At 44.7% G+C, this 20931-nt stretch carries 17 protein-coding genes; 10 read left to right on the top strand and 7 right to left on the bottom strand.

Going from position 1 to position 20931, the window contains the following annotated elements:
* Nucleotides 1-15 precede the first annotated feature (15 nt).
* The 6 genes from AB4Z08_RS29490 to AB4Z08_RS29465 form a co-directional block, all read right to left on the bottom strand.
* Entirely contained in the window at nucleotides 16-783 is a 768-nt protein-coding gene (locus AB4Z08_RS29490) for an endonuclease/exonuclease/phosphatase family protein (RefSeq protein ID WP_441577382.1), read from the bottom strand.
* Between the two features lie 126 nt (nucleotides 784-909).
* Entirely contained in the window at nucleotides 910-1794 is an 885-nt protein-coding gene (locus tag AB4Z08_RS29485; RefSeq protein ID WP_441577381.1) for an alkaline phosphatase, read from the bottom strand.
* Nucleotides 1795-1889: 95 nt separating this feature from the next.
* On the bottom strand, nucleotides 1890-2645 hold the full coding sequence (locus tag AB4Z08_RS29480) for a copper homeostasis protein CutC (protein WP_441577380.1): 756 nt from the start codon (nucleotides 2643-2645) through the stop codon (nucleotides 1890-1892).
* A 136-nt stretch (nucleotides 2646-2781) separates the two neighbouring features.
* A complete protein-coding gene (locus AB4Z08_RS29475; protein ID WP_441577379.1) occupies nucleotides 2782-3837 on the bottom strand; it encodes a N(4)-(beta-N-acetylglucosaminyl)-L-asparaginase in 1056 nt (351 codons plus the stop codon).
* Nucleotides 3838-3952: 115 nt separating this feature from the next.
* Nucleotides 3953-4918, bottom strand: coding sequence for an ROK family protein (locus AB4Z08_RS29470; RefSeq protein WP_441577378.1), 966 nt, complete (start codon nucleotides 4916-4918; stop codon nucleotides 3953-3955).
* Nucleotides 4890-6806 (bottom strand): MFS transporter, encoded by a 1917-nt coding sequence (locus AB4Z08_RS29465; protein ID WP_441577377.1) that lies wholly within the window; start codon nucleotides 6804-6806, stop codon nucleotides 4890-4892. Before AB4Z08_RS29465 ends, AB4Z08_RS29470 begins: the two co-directional genes overlap by 29 nt.
* A 197-nt stretch (nucleotides 6807-7003) precedes the next feature.
* On the opposite strand from AB4Z08_RS29465, the gene AB4Z08_RS29460 reads away from it, so the two are divergent.
* Together AB4Z08_RS29460 and galK are read left to right on the top strand one after the other, a co-directional pair.
* Nucleotides 7004-8329, top strand: a complete 1326-nt coding sequence (locus tag AB4Z08_RS29460; RefSeq protein ID WP_441577376.1) for a sugar MFS transporter — start codon at nucleotides 7004-7006, stop codon at nucleotides 8327-8329.
* 170 nt (nucleotides 8330-8499) lie between these two features.
* The gene (gene galK, locus AB4Z08_RS29455; protein ID WP_441577375.1) at nucleotides 8500-9660 is read left to right on the top strand and encodes a galactokinase; all 1161 of its coding nucleotides are present in this window, start codon (nucleotides 8500-8502) and stop codon (nucleotides 9658-9660) included.
* Between the two features lie 419 nt (nucleotides 9661-10079).
* Here the strand turns inward: galK and AB4Z08_RS29450 are convergent, their stop codons facing one another.
* On the bottom strand, nucleotides 10080-11474 hold the full coding sequence (locus AB4Z08_RS29450; RefSeq protein ID WP_441577374.1) for a Gfo/Idh/MocA family protein: 1395 nt from the start codon (nucleotides 11472-11474) through the stop codon (nucleotides 10080-10082).
* A gap of 288 nt (nucleotides 11475-11762) precedes the next feature.
* Here AB4Z08_RS29450 and AB4Z08_RS29445 point away from each other — a divergent pair, with 288 nt between their 5' ends.
* The 8 genes from AB4Z08_RS29445 to argB all read left to right on the top strand — a co-directional run bounded on the left by AB4Z08_RS29445 (nucleotide 11763) and on the right by argB (nucleotide 20931).
* Complete coding sequence (locus AB4Z08_RS29445; protein ID WP_441577373.1) at nucleotides 11763-13880, top strand: alpha-L-fucosidase; 2118 nt, start codon at nucleotides 11763-11765, stop codon at nucleotides 13878-13880.
* 508 nt (nucleotides 13881-14388) lie between these two features.
* Nucleotides 14389-15168, top strand: coding sequence for a GNAT family N-acetyltransferase (locus AB4Z08_RS29440; protein ID WP_441577372.1), 780 nt, complete (start codon nucleotides 14389-14391; stop codon nucleotides 15166-15168).
* Nucleotides 15169-15218: 50 nt separating this feature from the next.
* Nucleotides 15219-16421, top strand: coding sequence for an argininosuccinate synthase (locus AB4Z08_RS29435; RefSeq protein WP_441577371.1), 1203 nt, complete (start codon nucleotides 15219-15221; stop codon nucleotides 16419-16421).
* Between the two features lie 97 nt (nucleotides 16422-16518).
* Nucleotides 16519-16878 carry a four helix bundle protein gene (locus tag AB4Z08_RS29430; RefSeq protein WP_441577370.1) on the top strand — a complete coding sequence of 120 codons (360 nt, stop codon included), beginning with the start codon at nucleotides 16519-16521 and terminating at the stop codon, nucleotides 16876-16878.
* A 96-nt stretch (nucleotides 16879-16974) separates the two neighbouring features.
* On the top strand, nucleotides 16975-17955 hold the full coding sequence (gene argC / locus AB4Z08_RS29425) for an N-acetyl-gamma-glutamyl-phosphate reductase (protein ID WP_441577369.1): 981 nt from the start codon (nucleotides 16975-16977) through the stop codon (nucleotides 17953-17955).
* A gap of 32 nt (nucleotides 17956-17987) precedes the next feature.
* Nucleotides 17988-19115, top strand: coding sequence for an aspartate aminotransferase family protein (locus tag AB4Z08_RS29420; RefSeq protein ID WP_441577368.1), 1128 nt, complete (start codon nucleotides 17988-17990; stop codon nucleotides 19113-19115).
* Nucleotides 19116-19189: 74 nt separating this feature from the next.
* Nucleotides 19190-20140: an N-acetylornithine carbamoyltransferase gene (locus tag AB4Z08_RS29415; RefSeq protein ID WP_441577367.1), complete on the top strand. Its 951-nt coding sequence runs from the start codon at nucleotides 19190-19192 to the stop codon at nucleotides 20138-20140.
* A gap of 2 nt (nucleotides 20141-20142) precedes the next feature.
* Entirely contained in the window at nucleotides 20143-20931 is a 789-nt protein-coding gene (argB, locus tag AB4Z08_RS29410) for an acetylglutamate kinase (protein WP_441577366.1), read from the top strand.

Here is a 20931-nt window from a genome sequence, read left to right as displayed (position 1 = left end):
CTTTATGCCTTCTGCTTATTTGATTTCCAGTTCACAGAGCACAGGCCGGTGATCTGACGCTACCGTTTCTTCGATAATGCGGGCACCGGTGATAGTCCATCTGTGTTTCGGAGCTACCATGATATAATCTATTTTTATCCGGGGGGAATCAGAAGGGAAGGTCGGTCCCATCTGGCTGGTGGCATCTGTAAATACCTGTTTGAGTACGGTGATTTCCTTTGAAGCCGGGAGTGCGTTGAAGTCGCCGGCGATGATAACAGGCGTAGCTGTTTCCCGGAAATAATCTGCCAGCGCATTCGCCTGTGCTATCCTGTCTGTGGCATGTTTGCCGGCATCCAGGTGAGTAGTAACGAAGCGCAGTGTGCTATCACCAGGCAATTGCAGGGTAACAATACCTGCTGCCCTGGGCTCATTTCCTTTGGAGGAAGGTAATGGCAGGGTAATGCTGTTGCTGATGGGAAACCGGGAAAGAATACCAGTACCATAGCCTCCACCGTCGAAATCCATGGCTTTAACGAAATAGGTATACATGCCGGTAATGGAAGCCAGTTCTTTTAGCTGATCCGACTGACTGGTGCGGGAAGTGGAGCTATCTACTTCCTGAAGTGCTACCAGGTCAGGGTTGGTTGCCAGAATTACATTGGCAATTCCCTGCAGGTCCAGTGCCTGTTTCATGTTTTCCCCATGGTGAATGTTGTAGGTCAGTATTTTTACTTTTTGTGTTTGTGCAAAAAGTGTTATACCTGTAAAACATACAACGGTAATTAGCAGCATTTTTTTCATAGCATCATTATTTAGGGATTTGCAGATGTCGGAATGTAGGAATTTGTAAGAGAAGAGCAATTAACCAGGGTAATACCAAATGGTTATCTTTTCTTCCTGAAATCACTTCATCCCGGCATCACAAAATCATTTAAACGCGTCTTTTACGGGTCTTCCGATCCAAACCTGCGGCGTTTTCAATCCAAAGATCCATGCAAGGGTAGCAGCGGTATCGTATGTCATCACACTGCTTTTAATTTCTTTATTTTTTGCAATACCAGGGCCACGGATTATCCATGGAATCTGCATTTCTTCCATGGTTTTACCACCATGTCCTTTTTTGATACCACCGTGATCTGCTGTCAGCAGGATAATGGTGTTTTCCCACATGCCTGCATCTTTTACTGCCTGCAATATTTTGCCGAGCAAAATATCATTCTTGTGTACCTGGTCAAAGTAAGGCTGAATATTATGACCTATGTTGTGCCCGGTGCCATCAGGTTCATCAAAATGGATGAACAGGAAGTCCGGCTTCTTTTCTTTGATATAATCTACCGATGCTGCCGTAGCGAGACTATCGTTGTCATGACAAGCCAGTTGTTTGTTGACTGCTGCTTTGGGAAACAGATAGCCGATACCGTCCCAGCTATAGATAACGCCAATTTCAGCTTTTGGTTTTTGTTCACGGAGCAGGGTGTAGATAGAAGGGAACATGCCGTATTGGTCGAGCTCACGGGAAGGCAGTTCCGGTTTTTTGCTATCCCACTCTGTATATCCGTGTATTTCCGGGCCTGCGCCCATCACCATGGAAGCCCAGTTAACCGCACTGGAAGAGGGCAATACACTGCGGGCTTGTAAGGTCCACGCACCGTCCTGCATCATTTGTTTCATGTTGGGATTATCCACTTTCGGAAAACAGTACGCACCGAAGCCATCCATGCCTATCAGGATAACGTGTTTAACCCCTTTGATCTGTGCCTGCGCGAAGAATCCGCCAAGCAACAGACCTGTTGCAATGATCAGTTTTTTCATTTCGTTGTTCACTTTTAAAGCAGTTAGTAATTGGCTAACGCTTTGTTAATTTTAATAATGGGTTTTTAATACAACCTTTAGCTAAACGTTAACGGCTAAGATAGTAATGTTTTCTCGCCTATTTCACGGATTAATGCGACTTCTTTTTGTTGTGTGGCGGAGATGCCATATTCAGGAACGCCGGGAATGCCGCCCATACTCACATTGGGATTGCGATATACCATTTTACTTTCTTCATAGGCTTTGGCAGATGTATGATATTCTGTTACACCTGTTGCGGTGATCAGTTGTGCGATGTTGTTGGCACGCACACCAGATCCTGCCATGATGGCGATCCGGTCATTGGCCCTTTCCACCAGATCTTTCAGTAGTGGGGCTCCTTCTATGGCCGTGTTGCGGGCGCCAGAGGTAAGGATACGCTCACAGCCGATGGCAATAATATCTTCCAGCGCTTCAAAGGGATTATCTGTCATATCAAATGCACGGTGAAATGTAACGCCCATGGGCCATGCCAGAGAAGTCAGTATTTTGCAGCGTTGTTTATCCACGCGGCCCTCCGGGGTGAGAATGCCTATCACTACGCCGTTACAGCCTAGTTGCTTGCATAGTTGAATATCTTTTTTCATTACTTCAAACTCCAGGTCGGAGTAGAGAAAGTCGCCACCACGTGGACGTATAATAGGGTAGAGATCTATTTTTACTTTTTCCCGGGCAATAGCAATCGTAGCATAACTGGGAGTGGTACCACCTTCCAGCAGATTATCACAGAGTTCTATCCGGTTGGCGCCACCTTTTTCTGCGGCAATGCAGGAAGCTACAGAAGCGGCGCATATTTCGAGGGTAAATGGCATAAAACAGCTTTTAGCTTTTAGTAATTAGCTTTTAGCTTGCTTGCCAGATTAACTTTAGCTTTTAGCAAATGTAGTCAGTTGAATATAACTTCATCTCCACTGCAATTACTAAAAGCTAAAAGCTAATGGCTAACAGCTAAAAATGATGCTTACCATCAATTAAAATATTGCTGGTATCGCTGGTGCATACGGCATAGCTAAAGCCTTTCTGGAGGCAGTAAGCGCCATGTTCTCCTTTTTTGTTGAGGGCCAGGAAACCAACCTGGATTTCTTTTGCTTTGGAAGGACTCCTCTTCACGATACGGTCTACTGCTTCCTTACAGGCTTTTTCCGGTGGATATCCCTGACGCATCAGTTCTACCACCAGGTGGCTGCCGACTATTTTAATCACTTCTTCTCCTACACCGGTGCTGGTAGCTGCGCCTATTTCATTATCTACATATAATCCTGCGCCAATGATGGGAGAATCACCTACGCGGCCATGTAGTTTGAAAGCCATGCCACTGGTAGTACAGGCGCCGGACAGGTTGCCTTCGGCATCCAGGGCTACCATACCAATGGTGTCGTGGTTATACACATTACCTGGCAGCATCAGCGGATTAAATGCAGTAGCGCCATTGGTGGGTGTGTATGATTTGTTTTCTATGTTGATAACAGGTTTGTATTCTGATGTTTTCAGCCATTCTTTCCATGCTTTTTCTGATTCTGGTGTCAGCAGGTTTTCTTTCTGAAAGCCGTTGGCCAGTGCAAATTGCAGAGCGCCGTCACCTACCAGCATTACGTGCGGTGTTTTTTCCATCACCATGCGGGCTACTGAAATGGCGTGGGTAACATGCTCCAGTGCACCTACAGAACCACAGTTGCCATGTTCATCCATGATGCAGGCATCCAGGGTAACGCGTCCATCGCGGTCGGGGTAGCCGGAGTAACCTACAGTGTGGTTGTTGGGATCTGCTTCCGGCACTCTTACGCCTGCTTCTACTGCATCCAGGGCACGACCGCCTTTTTTCAGTATTTCCCAGGCGGCGGCATTGGCAGCGCGACCAAAGTCCCAGGTAGATACTACAATGGGCTTTCCTTTCACTGATCCAGGTTTGCCCTGAGAACGTGCAGTCGTTCCCGTTATTCCATCTAAAGAGAAAACAGCGGCGCTAAGGGCCGCTGTTTTCAGGAATGTTCTTCTATTATTCATAAAATAGCTTTTAGTAGTTAGCTTTTAGCTGTTAGTTTGTGTGATTAGTTATTAGCGTTCAAGTAAATCCAGTTGATCTCCGTTGCATTTACTAAGGCTAAAAGCTAACAGCTGTTTAGTCCTTCATTTCCCATGCCAATGCGCTGGCACCCAGAATTGCGGCATCACTTTCCCTCAGTTCTGAGAACAGCAATTTAACTTTATTCTGGAAAATAGGGAGAAGGTTCTTTTCCATATGCTCCCGCACAGGTTTCATGATCAGGTCACCGGCTTTGGTAAGGCCGCCGAAAAGCACAATGGCTTCCGGGCTGGAGAACATCACGAAATTGGCGAGGGCTTCACCAAGGATTTTACCGGTGAACTCATATACTTCCATGGCCAGCGGATCGCCTTTCATAGCAGCTTCGTAGATGAGTTTGGAATTGATTTCTTCTTTGGAATGTTCCCGCATCATGCTGGGAGTGTCCGGGCGGGTAGCCAGGAACTCCAGCGCAGTATTGGTAACACCGGTAGCGGACGCATAAGCTTCCAGCGAACCATGTGCCCCTGTACCGGAATGATGGCGTCCTCCCGGAATCACGATACAGTGGCCCAGTTCACCTGCAAAACCATCATGTCCGTAAATCAGTTGTCCGTTGGCAACAATACCGCTACCTACACCTGTACCCAGGGTAATCACGATAAAGTCTTTCATTCCCCTGGCAGCGCCGTAAATCAGCTCTCCCAAAGCGGCCGCATTTGCATCGTTGGTCAGCACGGTAGGCAAACCAAATTTCTGCTCCAGCAAACTGGCTAAGGGGACTACCCCTTTCCAGCGCAGATTAGGCGCATATTCAATATTGCCAGTGTAGTAGTTGCCGTTAGGCGCACCTACACCGATGCCTTTGATGTTTTCGATACCACCTGCCTGTTCAATGAGGGCAGACAAGTGTTGATGTAATTCATCGAGAAAGCCAGTTACATCTTCATGCTGGTTGGTCAACATACGACCATCACATAAAATATTACCTCTGCGATCTACAATTCCGAATTTGGTGTTTGTGCCTCCAATATCAATGCCCACCGCTAACTGCTGACTCATAATCAATTCCTTGAGATTTTAAAATGGTTTTAACTCTAAATGCGAAGAACGCGAGATAAGCAAAGCACAGCGCCGGAATAACATAAGAGGCGTGAATACCAATGCTTGGAATATCTGCGAGACCACCCTGAACAGGAGGAATGAGTGATCCACCGAGGATCATCATTATCAGGAATGCAGAACCCTGGCCAGTATACTTGCCCAGACCTGCAATAGATAATGCGAAAATGCTAGGCCACATTACAGAGCAGAATAATCCGCCGCTGATGAATGCAAATGCTGCCAGCTGACCGGTGGAGAATAATCCGATCAGGATAGAACCAACACCGAGCAGACCGAAGATCATCAGGGTTTTGGCAGGTTTATCCTGTCCGGCAAAGAAGCCAATGATCTGCACCACTATACAGATAGCATATGGATATAACACTGTGATGTCGTTGCCTTTAATACTGTTGGCGCCGAGAATAACACCATAAGCAACAAAAGGAACCACTACACAAAGAATATTACGTACTGATTTTGAGACATTGAAAACGCTGATAGCGCCTGTCCAGCGACCAATCATCATACTGCCCCAGAACAGGGAAACATAAGGATCCAGTTCGGATTCAGCCAGACCTTTTGCGGTCAGGAAACCTGGGTGTTTCAGCAATGCGCCGAGGTTACTGGCAACGGATACTTCCACCCCTACATAAATGAAGATAGCCAGCATGCCAAGGATCAGCTGTGGATATTTCATGGCGCCCCAGCCGTCACTGTTACCGGCAGATGCCATTTTAGAGTAGAAGAGGATACCGACAATACCTACGATACCAGCGATAAACATAGGTAATTCAAATTTCAGCACCAGGCCCATGAGGATCAGGATGAACATGAAAGTGATACCCAGTAAGGATTTAGTTGCTTTGGGAGAAGACTCGAATGCTTCTGTATCCTGACTTTCCGGCATTTTTACGAAAGCAAAAATGGCTGCAGCAATGAGGAACAGGGCAATCAGGAGGAAGTATAAAGTATTGATCTTGCTGATATCAGTGCTAACATCACCACCTTTAATATTACCGAACAGCAACATGCTCACGATAATGGGTCCGATAGTAGTACCAAAAGAGTTGATACCACCTGCCAGATTCAGACGGTGTGCGCCTTTGGCTGGGTCTCCCAACAGAATAGCAAATGGGTTGGCAGCAGTTTGCTGCAGGGAAAATCCTAAGGCCACAATAAATAATGCCATCAGGATCAGTGCAAAATAACCGAAAGTAACTGTTTGCTTATAGTCAGTATCTAATACCGTAACTACCTTTTCGAGGTTGGCTTTTGTGAAGATAGCCGCGTATTGATGGTGCTCTTCATCTTTTGTAAAGCCGCCGGAAACCGCGGAAATTAACTGAGGATTGGTTGTGTACTTTTCAGCAGCATCATTGTTGCTGATTAACAGGGAGTAAGTATCAGGGTCTTTCTCACGACGGATTTTTACCTGTCTGTCAGAAGTCTGCAACTGTTGCTCTACCTGGAAACCGCTGATGTCAGCAATAGTTTCTTTAATAGGAACGATCTTTTCCTTATTTACACATGGAATCATGATCGCTGATCCCAGTACAGAGATCAATAAACCGTAAATAATACCCTTCTTATACCCGATCTTATTAAGGATATCTACTTTCCTTGCAGTAGAGGCCAGGTACAGGATCAGTGAACCTATGAAATAAGCACTGTAGAATGAGAAGTCAATCAGTTGAGACTCCAGTTGGGTAAGGTTAAAGTGAGATTTGCAGAAAGGGATAAAGATACTGTTGGACGCAGCCAAAAATCCCCAGAAAAAGAAAACCAGTATAAGCACGAAGAACGACGGATGGGTGCTTTGTGCGCTTTGTTTAGGTTGCTGAGTCATAAACGTGTTAAGTTACAGTGAAATTTTGCCGGATAAATGTATAAAGAATTTTTTAAAATTTTTTAAAAAGTAAAATTATTCTTGCATTTTAGTATTTAGGTAAAACGTTTTAGCAAAAATATTTGCGAAATATACACGAAATATAGCAGAAGTTTAATTATGTTCGTGCTTATCAAAAAAAATAATTCTGACAGCTTATGTCCAACCAAACAGTAACAATGAATCTCCCTCCTAAACAGGCAGGATACGCGCAGTCAATGGCTATTATAGGCATGTTGTTCTTCGTATTCGGCTTTGTTACCTGGCTCAACGGAACATTGATCCAGTTTTTCAGAATTGTGTGTGAGCTGAATGTGGCACAGGCACTGCTGGTAACCATGGCCTTTTTTATGGCCTATTTTTTCCTCTCTATTCCTTCTTCTTTTATCCTGAATAAAACGGGATTTAAAAACGGGATGGCCTTAGGACTCCTGATCATAGCTGTTGGTTCCCTGATCTTTATTCCTGCTGCCAACGCACGTAGCTTTGGTATATTCCTGACAGGTTTGTTTGTACAGGGGGCCGGACTGGCATTGCTACAAACGGCTTCCAATCCATATGCCAGTATTATTGGTCCCAAAGAAAGTGCCGCCAAGCGTATCAGTATCCTCGGGATCTGTAACAAAAGTGCAGGTGCACTGGCGCCATTGATCCTGAGCTCTATAGTATTGAAAGGGGCAGAAAAGCTGGAGGCAGATATTGCTACCGCGGTGGATGCTACTCAGAAAAATGCTTTGCTGGATAGCCTGGCTTCCCGTGTAATCGCTCCTTACCTGGTCATTGCTATTATATTGGCTATTCTGGCATTCCTGCTGAAACGTTCTTCTTTACCTGAAATAGATACTAATGCGGAAGATGCTTCCACGGCAGCAGCTACCCATGGTAAAACAAGCGTATTCCAGTTCCCTCAGCTGGTGCTGGGCGTGATTTGCATCTTTATGTACGTTGGTGTGGAAGTAATGGCAGGGGATGTGATCGGACAATATGGTACCTCATTGGGTATGAGCGTGGATGACAGCAAATATTTTACTTCTTTTACCCTGGTAGCCATGCTGGTAGGATATGTAATAGGTATTGCCACCATTCCGAAATACCTCAGTGGTAAAAAAGGGTTGCAGATCTCAGCAGTGCTGGGAGTGATATTTACCATAGCCGCCTATTTTAATACCGGCGCCTCTGCGGTAACCTTCATCGCTTTACTTGGATTGGCAAATGCCCTGATGTGGCCAGCCATTTTCCCAATGGCCATTGATGGCCTGGGTCGTTTTACCAAAATCGGCTCCGCCTTACTGGTAATGGGTATTGTGGGTGGCGGTGTACTGCCACAGGTATATGCCGGTATGTTTAACGAGCATAGTATGTTTAATTTCCTGTACAGCAGCAGCATCGACTTCAGACATGCATTCCTGTACTGTATGGTACCCTGCTACCTGTATATCCTGTTTTATGCCCTGGTAGGAGACAAGATTGGAAAGAAGGCATAAAGCTTAAAGCAGAAAGCAAAAAGCTATTAAAGCGAATGACCGAGCAACTAATTTATTAGTACTGCTCGGTCATTCGCTTTAATAGCTTTTTGCTTTTTGCCTTCCGCTTTTTGCTTTTCCAAATCATTTTTATATTTTTAGGTGTAAATTTTACGTTTAATTTTCTTTTAATGATACAGAAAACCAGGGAGCAGTTTATCCACTTATTTGAGAAAGAGCCACTGATGGTCGTTTCCCCCGGCAGAATCAATTTGATTGGTGAACACACAGATTATAATGATGGTTTTGTGTTGCCTGCGGCGATCGATAAAAAAATTGTATACGCCATTGCGCTCAACAATACGCAGCAATGTAATGCGCATGCCGTTTTCACCAACGAAACGGTGTCTTTTTCGCTGGCAGACGTTAAGCCTACCCCCGGATGGATCAACTACCTGATGGGCGTAGTGAATCAGCTGCAGGAACGCGGTTTGCCGGTACAGGGTTTTGATTGTGTGATATCGGGCGATATTCCCGTAGGCGCAGGTATGTCTTCCTCTGCTGCAATAGAGGGCGGACTGGTAGCAGCACTGGATCACCTCTTTGGCTATGGCCTGGATCGCATGCAGATGGCATTGATAGGTCAGAAGGCCGAGCACACCTTCCCTGGTGTAAAATGCGGTATCATGGACCAGTTTGCGAACCTGCATGGCAAAAAGGACCAGGTAATGCGCCTGGACTGCCGGAGTCTGGAGTTTGAGTATTTCCCGTTCAATTTCCCGGGTTATAAAGTAGTCCTGTGTAATTCTATGGTGCATCACTCGCTGGCCTCTTCCGAATACAATGTGCGCCGTCTGCAATGTGAGGAAGGCGTTAAGGCTATTCAGGCTAACCACCCTGCCGTTAAGTCATTGCGGGATGCTGATATGAAAATGTTGAATGAAGTGCGGGATCAGATCTCCGCTAAAGTATACGACCGTTGTAATTATGTGATTGCAGAAATCCAGCGGGTACAGGATGCTACCACCTTATTGAAGCAAGGCAACCTGCAACAGTTTGGAGAGCTGATGTATGCAACACATGAAGGACTGAGTAAACTCTATGAGGTAAGTTGCCCCGAACTGGACTTCCTGGTATCGCTTGCCCGTCAGCGGGAAGAAGTGGCCGGTGCCCGTGTAATGGGAGGAGGTTTTGGTGGTTGTACCATCAACCTGGTGAAAGCAGAAAAAGTAACTGAATATGTAGCGTTTATAAAATCCCGGTACCAGGATCAATATGGTAAAGAACCGGAAGTGTATGTAACGACCATTGAGGAAGGTGTAACCGTACAGCCATTAGCGGTAAGCTACTAACAGCAGTTAGCTATTAGCAGTTAGCCATTAGTAAAAATGCAGCGGAGATATCAGCGGAAAGTATTTTACTCTTTCCGCTGATATCTCCGCTGCATTTACTAACAGTGGTTAGCTATTAGCCATTAGCAAAAAATGCAGYGGAGATATYAGCGGAAAGTATTTTACTCTTTCCGCTGATATCTCCGCTGCATTTACTAACAGYGGTTAGCTATTAGCCATTAGCAAAAAATGCAGTGGAGATATTAGCGGAAAGTATTTTACTCTCTCTGCTGATATCTCCGCTGCATTTACTAACAGCGGTTAGTTATTAGCCATTAGCAAAAAATGCAGCGGAGATATTAGCGGAAAGTATTTTACTCTATCCGCTTTTATCTCCGCTGCATTTACTAAAAGCTAAAAGCTAATGGCTAAGAGCTTTCTTAATATTGATCGTCCAATGCAAAGATCGGTGTTCTGTTCATCCAGCGACCACGGGTGAAGTCTGGAATGAATTGTACACTGCCGCTTTCTGCTACTGACTGTTCGCTCAACGGAGTGATTGCATACCAGGTAGCCATATCATATACATCCAGCGGATATGGAGTACCGCGTTTGATACACTCCAGGAAAGAGTTTAGTACAAACCAGTCCATACCACCGTGACCAGCACCTGCAGCATCTGCTGCGTACTTTTTCCACAGCGGGTGATCGTATTTGCCGAAGTAGCTGTTGGCATCTTTAGGATCGCCGGTTGGTTCCCATTCGTCGTATTTACTTTTCTTTTCTACGTAAACAGATTTCTGGTCGTCCATCCACAGGCCATTGGTACCTTGAACACGGAAGTTCAGGGAGTAAGGGCGTGGAGAGTTGGTGTCATGCGACAACATGATCGTTTCGCCATTGTTGGTTCTGATCAGGGTAGAAACGATATCACCCAGTTTGAACTCTACTTTCGCGTTTGGATGACTTTCTCCACCATTGTCAACGATATATTTGTGCAGACCGCGGGATTTGGTAGCTACTGAAGTCAGTGACAACAGGCGGTTACCGCGGTTGATATTGATCATATTGTTGATCGGCCCCAGACCATGGGAAGGGTAGAGATCAGCATTGCGGTGTACGGAGTGGTTAGTTCTCCATTTGGCTTCAGACAGAGCTTTCTCGCCAAATTCTACGCCACCACCATAATATTGTTTACCGTTATTGAATTTAACGCCGCGCAGATCGTGCTGATAGCCTCCCTGCAGGTGAGTCAGTTCACCGAATAAACCCTGGCGAACCATGTTCAGTACTGCCATCACATCTCTGCGGTAGCATACATTTTCCATACCAAATACCGGAATACCTGTTTGTTCGCTTGTGTTTACCAGTTCCCAGCACTCCTGGATATCAGATGCACCACATACTTCTACTGCTGGTGTTTTACCTGCCTTCATTGCAGCAACTGCCATGATAGTATGCCATTCCCATGGAGTAGCAATTACCACAGCGTCAATGTCATCACGTTTCAGCAGGTTGCGGAAATCTTCCGGACCATTCGTGTATTCAGCTACTTTTCTTTTACCACCGTATGCTTTTTCAATCATCGCCTTAGCTTTAGGAACAGTAAAAGCTGTATCCGGATCAGCGAAAGCAACTACTTCTGCGTCTTCACGGTGAAGGAAAAAGTTCAGGTGACCCAATCCGCGGGCCCCTACGCCGATAACACCAATTCTTACTTTAGGCTTCTTTTCGTTAGCAAATAATTTGGCAGAAGAGCCGAGCATAGAAATACCTACGCCAGCCGCTACCGTGTTTTTGAGAAAACTTCTGCGATGCAGTGGTTGTTTATTCATTGTTCAAAGTTTATTAGCGTATACATTTATACGGTAAGGAGGGACTAAATTTATAAAAATTGATTTATCAAAACCAACCTATAGTGTAATAATCTTACATTTTTGTGATAAACGGTGGAGAATTGAAGGAATTACGAATTGAAAATTACGAATTATGAATGAGGAATTACAGAGAAACAGGGAGATATGAGAGAATATAGAATTAAGAATGGCGAATTTGGGATCGAATCCTTTTGATTATCTGCTATATCTTCGCTGACATCCTTATCTGTAATTTTATTTCCGGCAATGAAAAAAAACGCATTACTCCTCGCTGGGTTGTTAGGCTTTAATATGGCTATGGCTCAGGAGATCAAACCTTACGGCGCCTTACCTTCCAAAGCACAGGTGGCCTGGAATGACCTGGAATATTATATGTTCATTCATTTCGGTCCCAATACCTTCACCAATAAGGAATGGGGACATGGTGATGAAGATCCGAAAGTATTTAATCCTACACATGTAGATGCCCGCCAATGGGCACGTACCGCTAAGTTAGCTGGTATGAAAGGTATTGTACTCACTGCCAAACATCACGATGGTTTTTGTTTGTGGCCCAGTAAGTACAGCACCCACACTGTTCGTGAAAGCGCCTGGAAAGATGGTAAGGGAGATATCCTGAAAGAATTATCCGCCGCCTGTAAGGAATACGGTCTGAAGTTCGGTGTGTATCTTTCCCCCTGGGACCGCAATCACCCTGAGTATGGCACAGCTACCTATAACCAGGTGTTCGCGAATACCCTGAATGAAGTATTGTCTAATTACGGACCTGTATTTGAACAATGGTTCGATGGTGCCAACGGTGGTAATGTTAAACAACCGTACGACTGGAACCTGTTTCACAACGTAGTATATAAGAATCAACCCAACGCAGTTATCTTCAGTGACGTAGGTCCAGGATGTCGCTGGGTGGGCAATGAGAACGGTATTGCTGGTACCACCAACTGGAGTACGCTGAATGTAAAAGGATTTGCTCCGGGTGCAGATGGTCCTCCGGCTAAATCACTCAATGAAGGTAATGAGGATGGCGAACAATGGATTCCTGCAGAATGCGATGTATCTATCCGCCCGGGATGGTTCTACAGCCCTGATACAGATGATAAAGTGAAGTCTGTTTCCCATCTGCTGGATATCTATTACGGTTCAGTAGGCCGCAACGGTAACCTGATCCTGAATGTGCCGGTAGACAGAGATGGTGTAATTCATCCGAACGATTCTACCCGTTTGATGGAGCTGAGAAAAGTGCTGGACGCATCTTTCAAAGACAACCTCGCAAAGAAGGCAGTAGTAACGGCAACGAATACACGTACTGGTAACGCAGCGGTGAAAGTGTCTCATCTGAATGATGGCGCCAGTACCACTTACTGGGCGACTACCGATGCCGCTACAAGTACAGCGATCACACTGAGCTATAAGCAACCCATTACTTTCAACAGGGTGGTGTTGCAGGAATATATTGCCCTGGGGCAGCGTGTGCAGCATTTCACTGTAGAAATCCTGGAAAATGGACAGATGAAGGAAATTGCGAAGGAAACCACTATTGGACACAAACGTATCCTGCGCTTACCGGATTATACCACTACCCAGGTACGTATTAATATACTGGACGCCAAAGCGGCACCAGTGATCAGTGAGGTGCAGTTGTATAAAGCGCCGGGTTTACTGGCTACGCCACAAATCATGCGTTCGAAAAACGGTCAGGTAATTATTACCTGTGCTTCGGCAGATGTGGAGATTCATTACACGCTTGACGGTACGGAGCCTACACTGAAATCGCCCGGAAAGCATGGTTTCAATCCACCGGTGATAGCTAATGTATCGGAAGAAATAAAGAAAAGTGCTAAAAGTGAACAAAGCATCCTGGTAGATTTGCCCCGTGGTGGCGTGGTAAAAGCCAAAGCTTTCCTGAAGAACGGCAGCAGCAGTGAAACTGTAAAGGGATCTTTCGATGTGGCACCCACCAAATGGACTATACTTTCGGCTGATCACGCAGCAGCTAAAGCGATAGACGGCTTGCCTGCCTCCATATACATTACGGATGGCAAAGCGTCAGCGAAATATCCCCATGAATTGCAGATAGATCTGGGTGAGTCCCTGTCTCTCAAAGGATTTACTTATATGCCGCCTACCGGCGAAGGGGCTAAAGGGGTGGTATACGGCTATGAGTTCTATACCAGCACTGATGGCAAAAACTGGGGCAGTCCGGTGGCGAAGGGGCAGTTTGCCAATATTAAGAACAATCCTGTCCTGCAGTCTATTCCATTTGGAGTGGTCAATGCCCGGTATATCCGTTTTGTGGCGGTATCGCCGGCCAGTGAGTCCGACCACCAGGCAGCGGTGGCTGAGCTGGGTGTGATCACCCGATAAGGTATTTATTTAATTGATTATAAAAAGATTAGCGGAGATAAGTGTCTATTTGACGGCATTTTTCTCCGCTAATCTTTTTATAATCAATGTAAATAATCCTAATGTATAAACCCCTTGAGCGGGGTAGCAGGCCCGATACCGGGCAACGCAATGTCAGCCTTTGTTAAAATTGTGTCCCAACGAAAAAAAATTCGACCATTTAAAAAGATATTGTTATAACTTTGCGGATATTCTAAACTAAAGACAATATTTATAACAATTTAACGCTGAACTGAAGTTGGAAAAAACCGCAACTCATACCAACATCTCTGCATATCATCCCGCTTTAAACAAAGGGGTATATTCTGTTGGGTTCAATGTCTTTAGATTCCTTTCCCGACGACCTAGAATTTGATAGCGCTTGTCTCTATATGACCGCTATCGCACCGTGATTCCCCAATCCTCCGGTGAGCTTTCCAGCAATGGAATTTCAAGTTAGTTTATTGATTCACGATTTCAATTTAAAAAGTTGGAAAATCAACATATCATCGTTAGGGTAGCCACTCCTGACGATATTCACTATTCAAATACCATCACCGATGAGATGGAATCGTCTGCAAAAGCAAGAGGAACAGGCATAGCGAAGCGTTCTCCTGCCTATGTAGAGCTGAAAATGCAGGAAGGTAAAGCTGTGATTGCAGTTACAGACAAAAATGAATGGGTAGGCTTCTGCTATATTGAAGCCTGGGGTCATGAGAAGTTTGTAGCCAATTCAGGGCTGATTGTAAACCCTGCCTTCAGGGGCCATGGCGTTGCTAAATCGATAAAGAAGAGAATATTTGAGCTTTCGAAGGAGAAATATCCTGAGGCAAAGATCTTCGGTTTAACCACAGGTCTGGCGGTAATGAAGATCAACTCCGAACTGGGCTATGAACCCGTTACCTATTCTGAACTCACCGATGACGAAGAATTCTGGAAAGGCTGCAGAAGCTGCGTTAACTTCGACATTCTCACTGCTAAAAACAGGAAAAACTGTTTATGCACAGCGATGTTGTACAACCCACTTGAAAAGCTGAAGGAAGCTGAAGAGAAAGCGATGGCGGAAAAAGCAGCTGCAGAAGAAAAACAACCTCAACCACAATTGTCTGTTACCGCCAATGGCCACATGCACCACGAAAGACGCCGCCGGAGATTTAAAGGAAATATAAAGTTGTACGAGCGATGGTTGCGATTTAAAAGATTTGTTTTGCTGAAGAGCAAAAAAGAAGGTGGCGCCACGGGATCTAAAAAGAAATTTTTCCTGTTCTAACTACAGGACATATAAATATTGTTACTGGAATTATAAAAAAAGATGTCATAATGAAAAAAGTAGTACTGGGATTTAGCGGAGGACTTGATACTTCCTATTGCGTTAAATATCTGACGATAGAAAAAGGATATGAAGTGCATTCAGTGATTGTAAACACTGGTGGTTTTTCTGAAGAAGAGCTGCAGGAAATTGAAAAGCGCGCTTACAGCCTGGGCGTTAAAAGTCATAAAACTGTTAATGCGATACGTTCTTATTATGATGGCGTTATTAAGTACCTCATCTTCGGTAATGTACTGAAAAATAATACCTACCCGCTGAGTGTGAGTGCAGAGCGTATGAGCCAGGCACTGGCCATCGCTGAATATGTGAAGGAAGTTGGCGCAGACGCAGTAGCCCATGGCAGTACTGGTGCCGGTAATGACCAGGTGCGTTTTGACATGGTGTTTCATATCATGATTCCTGGCGTGGAAATTATTACGCCTATACGTGATTTGAAACTGAGCCGTGAAGAAGAAATTTCCTACCTGAAATCAAAAGGTGTGGAAGTGAATTTTGAAAAAGCCATGTACTCTATCAACAAGGGCATGTGGGGAACTTCCGTTGGCGGTAAAGAAACACTGACTTCCAATGGCATGTTGCCAGAAGCCGCCTGGCCTACCCAGCTGACAAAGCAGGGCGAAGAGCAGGTGAAATTAACTTTTGAAAAAGGTGAGCTGACAGGTGTGAATGACAAAAAATTCGGTCATCCTTCTGAAGCCATACAATATCTGCAAACCATTGCCGGTCCTTTTGCGATTGGTCGTGATATCCACGTAGGTGATACCATCATCGGTATTAAAGGTCGCGTTGGTTTTGAAGCCGCAGCACCCATGGTGATCATCAAATCACACCATGCACTGGAAAAACACGTATTAACAAAATGGCAGTTGAGCTGGAAAGATCAACTGGCACAGTTCTACGGCAACTATATGCACGAAGGTCAGATCATGGACCCGGTAATGCGCGATATCGAAGCCTTCCTGCAGAATACCCAGGAGAATGTTTCCGGTGAAGTATTTGTAACGCTCATGCCTTACCGTTTCCAGGTAACCGGTATCAGTTCTCCTTATGATCTGATGAGCAGCAAATTTGGCAAGTACGGTGAAATGAACACCGGCTGGAGTGGAGATGATGTGAGAGGATTCAGCAAAATTTTTGGTAACCAGACAATGATCTGGCATCAGGTTAAAGAAAGCGTAAAGCAGAAGGCATAAAGCTGAAAGCTATTGTGGAGGAGGTTGTGTTTTTTGATTTTTAGTATGGTCCGTTTTTGTATTTAAGGCATTTTATAATGTTTAAAATAAGGACTATATGAGAGATTATAAAAAACTGGAGGTCTGGAAGAAGGAGCACATGTTGACAACGTTTGTGTATAAAGAGGTGGTCATTCAGTTGCCAAAGGATGAAATGTTCGCTTTAGTAAGCCAAATGAAGAGAGCTGCGTATAGTGTGCCACTGAATATTGTTGAGGGATGTGGAAGAACAACGGAAAAGGATTTTGCAAGGTTTCTTGATCATGCGTTGGGTTCTGTACATGAAATAGAGTATTGTGCACTCCTGGCATTTGACTTGAAATTTCTAAAGGAACCGGTCTACGCTGATCTCAGCAAAAAGGTAAACGAAGTAAAAGCGATGTTTATAGCTTTTATCAAAACATTAAGAATATCATGAGCTAAAAAAGTGGGGATAATAACATAACAAATCGCTACAATAGCTTTTTGCTTTATGCCTTACGCCTTCGGCTTTTTCAGCACAATTGAAAAATAAATGAAAGCATCAAGAATCAAAGCAGCCATAATCGGTGGCGCAGGTTATACAGGCGGTGAAATGATCCGGCTTTTGTTGAATCACCCGGATGTTACCATTTCGTTTGTACATAGCCGTAGTAATGCGGGTAATCCACTATACGCGGTGCACGCAGATCTGCTGGGTGAAACAGAACAACTGTTTACCGGTGAACTGAGCAACGATATTGATGTGATGTTTCTTTGTCTGGGTCATGGAGAATCTAAAAAATTCCTGGAAGCAACTGATGTAGCGGCACATGTGAAAGTGATTGACCTGAGCCAGGATTTTCGTTTAGGCGAAACTGTTAAAGACCGCACTTTTGTATACGGTTTACCGGAAATGCAGCGCGACCTGATCACGACCGCACAGAACATTGCCAATCCAGGCTGTTTTGCTACCGCCATTCAATTAGGCCTGTTGCCACTGGCAAAAGCAGGTTTGCTGAAAGAAGTACATACTACAGGTATCACTGGTTCCACCGGTGCGGGACAAAGCCTTCAGTCTACTTCCCACTTTACCTGGAGAGCAAATAATATTTCAACTTATAAAGTGCTGAATCATCAGCACCTGAAAGAAATACGACGAAGCCTGCAGCTGTTGCAGCCAGGCTTCAATGGTGAGGTAAACTTTGTGCCGGTGCGCGGTGACTACCCAAGAGGAATATGGGTAACATCCTACCTGCAAACCGACCTGTCGCTGGAAGAGGCTGTGAAGCTGTATAAAGACTTTTACGCCGGTCATCCGTTTACGCATGTAAGCGACAAACAGATCGATCTGAAGCAGGTAGTCAACACCAACAAGTGTCTCATTCAACTGGAAAAAACCGGTGATAAACTGGTGATCCATTCTATTGAAGACAATCTGCTGAAAGGCGCTTCCGGTCAGGCTGTACAGAACATGAACCTGATGTGTGGACTGGATGAAACGGCAGGGCTGAAATTAAAGTCGATCGTGTTCTAAGTGTTTTTATCATTTTCAATTTATTTGCCGACATGAAATTATTCGACGTATATCCCGTTAACGATATCATTATAGAAAAAGCCCTGGGCTCCCATGTATGGGACGACAAGGGTACACAATACCTGGATCTGTATGGTGGACATGCCGTGATCTCTATTGGTCATACGCATCCACATTATGTAAAGCGTCTGACAGATCAGTTGCATAAAGTAGGCTTTTACTCCAATTCGGTAAAGATGCCTTTACAGGAAGAGCTGGCCGCTTTACTGGGCAAGGTTTCCGGTAAAGAAGACTATCAGCTGTTTTTATGTAACTCCGGCGCAGAGGCAAATGAAAATGCCCTGAAGCTGGCATCTTTTTATAATGGTAAAAAGAAAGTAATCGCTTTCAGAAAAGCATTCCATGGCAGAACATCACTGGCAGTAGCGGTGACTGATAATCCTAAAATTGTAGCGCCGGTAAACGAAACAGACAACGTGGTATTTTTACCATGGGAAGATGAAGCTGCGCTGGAACAGGCTTTCCAGCAGCACGAAGTATCTTCTGTTATTATTGAAGGTATACAGGGTGTTGGTGGTATCAATGTAGCCAGCGAATCTTTCCTGCGTAAGATCAGGACATTATGCGACACGCATAATGCTGTATTTATCGCAGATTCCGTGCAATGTGGTTATGGCAGAAGCGGTAAATTCTACTCCCATGATTTTGCTGGTGTAAATGCAGATATCTACAGTATGGCAAAAGGTATGGGGAACGGTTTCCCTATAGGAGCTATTATTATTGCGCCTAAATTCCATGCTGTATATGGTATGCTGGGTACTACGTTTGGTGGTAACCACCTGGCCTGCGCTGCAGCACTGGCAGTGTTGGAAACTATCCAGGCAGAAAACCTGATCACTAACGCAGCTACTATAGGTAACTATTTCATGGAACAACTGCGGACTTTTGACAAAGTAATAGAAGTAAGAGGCCGTGGTTTAATGATAGGTATTGAACTGCCTGCGGAACTGGCACATGTAAGAAAAGAACTGTTGCATACGCACAAGATCTTTACCGGTGAAGCGAAACCAAATGTAATCCGGTTGCTGCCATCACTGGCACTAACACAGGAGCATGCGGATCAGTTCCTCGAAGCTTTTGGAAAAGAATTAAGTAAATAAAAAATCAACAACCATGAATGGCAGATAGTGTGCCTTTATATCTTTCCACTATCTGTTTAAAGCCTATAAGCGAAATGAAACAATTTATTTCTACAGCAGATGTTCCCAGTGTCCCGCGGTTAGTGGACATTGCGTTGAACTACAAGAAAGATCCTTTCAGGGACCAGGAATTAGGGAAGAATAAAACAGTGGGAATGATATTCCTGAACCCCAGTTTGCGAACACGGTTAAGTACACAGGTGGCTGCCAAGAACCTGGGTATGGAACCTATCGTATTTAACATTGATAAGGAAGGATGGGCGCTGGAAATGAATGATGGTGTTATCATGAATGGTAACACTACTGAACACGTAAAAGAAGCGGCAGGAGTAATGGGACAGTATTTCGATATACTCGCTATCCGTACTTTTCCGGGTTTAAAAAATAAAGAAGAAGATTATACAGAGAAGTACATCAACCAGTTCATTAAATATGCCGGTGTGCCGGTGGTTAGCCTGGAAAGTGCTACGTTGCATCCTTTGCAGAGTTTAACAGATGTGATCACCATTAAGGAAAACTGGAATCAATCCCGTAAACCTAAAGTGGTAATGACCTGGGCGCCTCACGTAAAAGCGCTGCCACAGGCTGTTCCTAACTCTTTTGCACAGTGGATGAATGCCTGGGGGGAAGCTGATTTTGTGATCACTCATCCGGAAGGGTATGAACTGGATGAGAAATTCTCTGGTAATGCACGTATTGAATACGATCAGGATAAAGCTTTACAGGATGCAGATTTTGTGTATGTAAAGAACTGGTCTTCCTACAAGGATTACGGGAAAGTTACCTGTACGGATTCCAGCTGGATGTTCACCAATGAAAAACTCAAACTCACCAATTCCGCTAAAGTAATGCATTGCCTGCCCGTAAGAAGGAATGTAGTTATTGCGGATGAAGTACTGGACGGACCACAATCTATCGTAATACAAGAAGCTGGTAACCGGGTATGGGCTGCCCAGGCGGTTTTGAGTGAAATACTGAAAGGATAATTATGATCGATTTATTTATCATTAAAGTAGGCGGAAACGTTATAGATAACCCGGTATTGCTGCAAACCTTTCTCGAAAAGTTTGCAGCCGTACCTGGCAAAAAAATCCTGATACATGGTGGTGGAAAAATTGCTACCCGTATCGGTGATAAACTAGGTATCGAGTCAAAGTATGTGGATGGCAGACGGATTACGGATGTGGAAACTATTGATCTGGTAACGATGGTATATGGTGGTTTGGTTAACAAACAGCTGGTAGCGAAACTGCAGGCGAATGGCTGTAATGCTATGGGGTTAACAGGTGCCGATGGTAATATCATTCCTGCGATAAAGAGGCCGGTGAAAGACATTGACTACGGTTTTGTAGGAGATGTCAGGACGGAGATATTGCATACTGCTCCGCTGAAGGCCCTGCTGGAAGCTGGCATCACGCCGGTGTTTGCACCGCTTACACATGATGGTAAAGGACAAATACTGAATACCAATGCGGATACCATCGCCTCGTCTCTTGCCATTGCATTGTCTGCATTTTACAGTGTGCGACTCATTTATTGCTTTGAGAAGAAAGGGGTATTACGTGATCCGGCAGATGATGACGCTGTGATTAATTTAATCAACAAAGACATTTACCAGAAGTTGCTGGCAGAAAAAATATTGACAGACGGCATATTGCCTAAACTGCAAAACGCTTTCGGTGCAATTGATAATGGTGTAAAAGAAGTGCTGATAGGACATGCAGACGATGTTCTGAGTAATACAACAGCAAAAGTGGCAGGCACTCTAATATGCTAA

This window comes from Chitinophaga sp. RAB17 (assembly GCF_052114225.1).
Lineage (GTDB): Bacteria > Bacteroidota > Bacteroidia > Chitinophagales > Chitinophagaceae > Chitinophaga.
The sequence above is the reverse complement of the archived record's forward strand: the minus strand, read 5'-3'. Positions and strand labels throughout refer to the sequence as shown.

What these genes read in the sequence shown, in the direction of transcription:
- AB4Z08_RS29490 (WP_441577382.1), bottom strand. Translation starts at nt 783, where the DNA reads ATGAAAAAAATGCTGCTAATTACCGTTGTATGTTTTACAGGTATAACA.
- AB4Z08_RS29485 (WP_441577381.1), bottom strand. Translation starts at nt 1,794, where the DNA reads ATGAAAAAACTGATCATTGCAACAGGTCTGTTGCTTGGCGGATTCTTC.
- AB4Z08_RS29480 (WP_441577380.1), bottom strand. Translation starts at nt 2,645, where the DNA reads ATGCCATTTACCCTCGAAATATGCGCCGCTTCTGTAGCTTCCTGCATT.
- AB4Z08_RS29475 (WP_441577379.1), bottom strand. Translation starts at nt 3,837, where the DNA reads ATGAATAATAGAAGAACATTCCTGAAAACAGCGGCCCTTAGCGCCGCT.
- AB4Z08_RS29470 (WP_441577378.1), bottom strand. Translation starts at nt 4,918, where the DNA reads ATGAGTCAGCAGTTAGCGGTGGGCATTGATATTGGAGGCACAAACACC.
- AB4Z08_RS29465 (WP_441577377.1), bottom strand. Translation starts at nt 6,806, where the DNA reads ATGACTCAGCAACCTAAACAAAGCGCACAAAGCACCCATCCGTCGTTC.
- AB4Z08_RS29460 (WP_441577376.1), top strand. Translation starts at nt 7,004, where the DNA reads ATGTCCAACCAAACAGTAACAATGAATCTCCCTCCTAAACAGGCAGGA.
- galK (WP_441577375.1), top strand. Translation starts at nt 8,500, where the DNA reads ATGATACAGAAAACCAGGGAGCAGTTTATCCACTTATTTGAGAAAGAG.
- AB4Z08_RS29450 (WP_441577374.1), bottom strand. Translation starts at nt 11,474, where the DNA reads ATGAATAAACAACCACTGCATCGCAGAAGTTTTCTCAAAAACACGGTA.
- AB4Z08_RS29445 (WP_441577373.1), top strand. Translation starts at nt 11,763, where the DNA reads ATGAAAAAAAACGCATTACTCCTCGCTGGGTTGTTAGGCTTTAATATG.
- AB4Z08_RS29435 (WP_441577371.1), top strand. Translation starts at nt 15,219, where the DNA reads ATGAAAAAAGTAGTACTGGGATTTAGCGGAGGACTTGATACTTCCTAT.
- AB4Z08_RS29430 (WP_441577370.1), top strand. Translation starts at nt 16,519, where the DNA reads ATGAGAGATTATAAAAAACTGGAGGTCTGGAAGAAGGAGCACATGTTG.
- argC (WP_441577369.1), top strand. Translation starts at nt 16,975, where the DNA reads ATGAAAGCATCAAGAATCAAAGCAGCCATAATCGGTGGCGCAGGTTAT.
- AB4Z08_RS29420 (WP_441577368.1), top strand. Translation starts at nt 17,988, where the DNA reads ATGAAATTATTCGACGTATATCCCGTTAACGATATCATTATAGAAAAA.
- AB4Z08_RS29415 (WP_441577367.1), top strand. Translation starts at nt 19,190, where the DNA reads ATGAAACAATTTATTTCTACAGCAGATGTTCCCAGTGTCCCGCGGTTA.
- argB (WP_441577366.1), top strand. Translation starts at nt 20,143, where the DNA reads ATGATCGATTTATTTATCATTAAAGTAGGCGGAAACGTTATAGATAAC.